The following is a 4,723-nucleotide window of genomic DNA, read 5'->3' on the forward strand; positions in this document are numbered from 1 at the left end:
GCGCTCGCCGCCGCCGCGCCGGCGGCCGCCGAGCCCGCCCCCGCCGCGGCCGGGGACAGCCCGCACCTCGCCGCGCTGGTGGCGCTGTTCGCCTCCGTCCTGGGGCGGGAGACCGTCGGCCCCGACGACAACTTCTTCCGCACCGGCGGCCACTCCCTGATGGGGATGCGGCTGGTCAACCGCGCCCGCGCCGCGCTCGGTGCCGAGATCGGCATCCGCGACCTCTTCCTCGCGCCGACCCCCGCCTCGCTGGCGCGCCGCGTGGACGAGCAGCAGCGGCAGCAGCGCCGCGCGTCGCTGGTCCCGGCCGAACGCCCCGAGCGCATCCCGCTGTCGTACGCGCAGCGGCGGCTGTGGGTGGTCAACGAGCTGGAGGGCGCCTCCGCCTCCTACAACATCCCGCTGGTGCTGCGGCTGGAGAACCCGATCGACGCGGAGCTGCTCGGCGACGCGCTGGCCGACCTGGTGGCGCGCCACGAGGTGCTGCGCACCGTCTACGCCGAGGTCGACAGCGAGCCGCACCAGCGCATCCTGCCGGACGCCCGGCCGCAGCTGCGGCTGGTCCGCACCGGCGGTGCCAACCTGACGGCGGCGGTCGAGGCGGCCTGCGGCCACGTCTTCGACCTCGCGTCGGAGATCCCGCTGCGCGCCACCCTGGTGACCGTCACCGACGGCGGGACCGACGGGACCGGCGGGGCCTCGGAAGCGGCCGGGACCGCCGGGACGCAGGCGCAGGCGCAGACACTGGTGCTGCTGCTCCACCACATCGCCGCCGACGGCTGGTCCACCGGCCCGCTGCTGCGGGACCTGGAGGAGGCCTACCTCGCCCGCGCCCAGCGGCGGGAACCGGCGTGGGAGCCGCTGCCGGTCCAGTACGCGGACTACGCGCTGTGGGAGCGGGCCACCCTCGGCGACGCCGACGACCCGGCCGGGGTCCTGGCCCAGCAGCTCGGCTACTGGGAGCGGCAGTTGGCGGACGCACCGCCGGTGCTCGACCTGCCCGCCGGGAAGCCCCGTCCCGCCGAGGCGCGCCGGCGCGGCGCGGTCGCCCCGTTCGCCGTCGACGCGGAGGTGCACGGCGCGCTGGCCGCGCTGGGCGCGGAGCGCGGCGCGACCATGCTGATGGTGGTGCAGGCGGCGTTCGCCGCCACGCTGACCCGCCACGGCGCCGGCACCGACGTGCCGGTCGGGACGGTCGTCGCCGGCCGGGACGACGACGCGCTGGAGGGGCTGGTCGGCTTCTTCGTCAACACCCTGGCGCTGCGCACCGACACCTCCGGCAACCCGGCCTTCGGCGAGCTGGTGGACCGGGTCCGCGCCACCGACCTGGCGGCCTTCGCCCACCAGGACGTCCCCTTCGACCGGGTGGTGGAGCACCTCAACCCGCGCCGGTCGGCGGCCCACCACCCGCTGGTGCAGGTGCTGGTGCAGGTGACGCCCGCCGAGAGCGCCGCGGGCACCTCGATGTTCGCGGGGGCGGACCTCGCGCTGCGCACCGCCCACACCAAGTTCGACCTGACGCTCTCGGTCCGCGAGACGGCCGGCTCCGACGGCCGGCCGGCCGGGCTGAACGGCGTGCTGGAGTACGCGACGGACCTCTACGACGCCTCCGTGGCGCAGCAGTTGGCGGAGCACGTCGCCCGCACCCTGCGGGCGGTCGCCGCCGATCCGGGGATGCGCGTCGGGGACGTGCCGCTGCTGTCGGCGACCGAGGCGCGGCTCGTGGTCGACGCCTACAACGCGACCACCCGGCCGGTCGCCGCGGCCCCGGTCCACGAGCTGTTCGCCGCCCATGCCCTCCGGACGCCGCACCGCACGGCGGTGGTCCTGGGCGAGCGGCGGCTGAGCTTCGCGGAGCTGGACGCCGCCGCGGACGCGCTGGCGCACCGGCTGATCGCCGCCGGGGTCGGCCGGGAGGAGGCGGTCGGGGTGCTGATGGACCGCACCCCCGAGCTGCTGGTGGCGGCGCTCGGCGTGCTCAAGGCCGGCGGCACCTACCTGCCGCTGGACCCGAAGCTGCCGGGCAGCCGGGTCCGGATGATGATGGAGGACACCGGCGCCGACGTGATCGTCACCTCCCGCGCCCAGTTGGACAGCCCGCTGGCGGTCCGCGAGGCGCACGGCGGCACCCGGCTGGTCGTCCTGGACGACCCGGCGGACGGGCCGGAGCCGCCCGCCGGCGCGCCCGACGTCGAGGTCGGCGTGGACGGCGCGATGTACCTGATGTTCACCTCGGGCTCGACCGGTCGCCCGAAGGGCGTCGCGGTGACCCACCGCAACGTGGCGGACCTGGTGGCGGACAGCTGCTGGGAGTTGGCGAACCACGAGCGGATGCTGGTCCACTCCGCGATCGGCTTCGACGCCTCCACCTACGAGTTGTGGGTGCCGCTGCTCAACGGCTGCGAGCTGGTGATCGCGCCGGGCGACGGCGCCGACGTCGCCGAGCTGGACCGCACCATTCGCGAACACGACGTCACCGCCGCCTACTTCACCATGGGCCTGTTCAACATCATGGCGGACGAGGGGCTGGACACGCTGCGGCTGCTGCGCGAGGTGTGGACCGGCGGCGACACCGCCTCGCCCGCCGCGTTGCAGCGGGTCCTGGACCACTGCCCGGACACGGTCCTGGTCCACTCCTACGGCCCGACCGAGGCGACCTTCGCCTCGCACCACCAGCGGCTCGCCACCGACGTGCGGGAGCTGCCGGGGGTCTTCCTCGGCAGGCCGCTGGACAACACCCGCATCCACGTCCTGGACACGGCGCTGCGCCCGGTGCCGGTCGGCGTCCCCGGGGAGATGTACATCGCCGGTGACCAGGTGGCGCGCGGCTACGTCGGACGGCCCGGCCTGACGGCGGAGCGGTTCGTGGCGGACCCGTTCGCCGCCGACGGCGGACGCATGTACCGCACCGGCGACCTGGTGCTGTGGACCCCCGAGGGCGAACTGCGGTTCCTGGGGCGCTCGGACGGCCAGGTCAAGCTGCGCGGCTTCCGCATCGAGCCCGGCGAGGTCGAGGCGGCGCTGGCCCGGCACCCGGAGGTCGGCACCGTCGCGGTCGTCGTCCGCGAGGACCGGCCCGGTGAGAAGCGGCTGGTGGCGTACGCGGTGCCGCGCTCCGGCGGCGCCGGGGTGAGTGCCGAGGAGCTGAAGGAGGCGGCGGCCGCCGCGCTGCCGGAGCACATGGTGCCCTCGGCGGTGATGCTGCTCGACGCCATCCCGCTGACCGTCAACGGCAAGCCGGACCGGCGGGCGCTGCCGGCGCCGACGGTGCGGGTCGACCGCTCCGGGCGGGCGGCGCGCAACCCCCGCGAGGAGGTGCTCTGCGGCCTCTTCGGCGAGATCCTGGGCGTCCCGGACGTCGGGATCGACGACAACTTCTTCGACCTGGGCGGCCACTCGCTGCTCGGTGTGCGGCTGGTGACGCGGATGCGCTCCGTCCTCGGCGTGGAGCGCGGGGTGCGGGACCTGTTCCGCTCGCCGACCGTCGCCGGCCTGCTGGACGACGACGGCGCGGTGGAGGGCGGGTCGATGGCGGTGATGCTGCCGCTGCGCCCGCAGGGTTCGCGGCGTCCGCTGTTCTGCATCCACCCGGGAACGGGTATGGGGTGGCCGTACTCGGGTCTCGCCCGCCACCTCGGCAGCGACCAGCCGCTGTACGCCGTGCAGTCGCGGGCGCTCAGCGAGCCGGGGTTCACCGCGGACAGCGTGCAGGGGATGGCCGCCGACTACCTGGAGCGGATTCGCCGGGTGCAGCCCCGCGGCCCGTACCGGCTGATGGGCTGGTCCTTCGGCGGCACGGTGGCCCACGCGATGACGGCGCTGCTGGAGAGCCAGGGCGAGAGCGTCGAGGTGCTGGCGCTGATGGACTGCTACCCGCGGTCCGGGGAGAAGGGCCGCCGCAAGCTCTCCGAGAAGGACATGCTCGACCTGCTGGTCGAGGAGCCGCACTCCGACCTGAACGGGCGCACCGACCCCCAGGCCGTCGGGGAGCTGATGCGGCGCCGCGACCCGGTCTTCGCCGGCTTCACCGACGACGAGCTGCTGGCCGTCATCAACGCCTCGGTGAACCACGCCGAGATCATGTGGGACTACGACCCGCCGCGGACCGCCGCCGAGATCACCTTCCTCATGGCGACCCGTCTCCACAGCCTCCAATACCAGCCGGAGAACTGGGCCGAATTCGTTGACGGGGACATCGACGTACATTACATAGACACATCGCATCTGCGAATGGCAGACCCCGAGCCCATGGCACATATCGGCCGTGTTCTGGCGGAGAAATTCCGTCGCATTCATGCCGCGGAACTCGCCGATACCGCGACCGCGGTGACCACCGGCACCACCTGACCCCCACCGCCCCACCGGGGCGGGCCCCGCCCCGGACCGCCGTGCACCAGCACCGCGCACCACTGCACACCACCGCGCACCACCACCGCACATCACCGACAGGAGACCCGCCGTGACCAACCCCTTCGACGACAACGACGGCACCTTCCACGTGGTAGTCAACGACGAGGAGCAGCACGCCATCTGGCCCACGTTCGCCGAGGTCCCCGCGGGATGGCGCATCGTCCGGGAGGCCGGCGGCCGCGCGGAGTCGCTCGCCTGGATCGAGGAGCACTGGACCGACATCCGACCGGCCGGCCTGCGCGCCCAGTACGCCTGACCGGCGACCCGAACCACCCGGCGAGGCCCGGTACGCGACCACCCCGCGTACCGGGCC

The 4,723-nt window shown here is 74.5% G+C and carries 2 protein-coding genes; both read left to right on the forward strand.

Going from position 1 to position 4,723, the window contains the following annotated elements; all coding sequences use genetic code 11:
* On the forward strand, nucleotides 1-4,347 hold a 4,347-nt coding region (locus HCN56_RS23100; protein WP_167974219.1), incomplete at its 5' end, for a non-ribosomal peptide synthetase.
* Between the two features lie 112 nt (nucleotides 4,348-4,459).
* The gene (locus HCN56_RS23105; protein WP_167974221.1) at nucleotides 4,460-4,666 is read left to right on the forward strand and encodes an MbtH family protein; all 207 of its coding nucleotides are present in this window, start codon (nucleotides 4,460-4,462) and stop codon (nucleotides 4,664-4,666) included.
* Nucleotides 4,667-4,723: the final 57 nt, after the last annotated feature.

The organism is Streptomyces lonarensis (assembly GCF_012033735.1).
In the GTDB taxonomy this organism is placed as follows: Bacteria; Actinomycetota; Actinomycetes; order Streptomycetales; family Streptomycetaceae; genus Streptomyces; species Streptomyces lonarensis.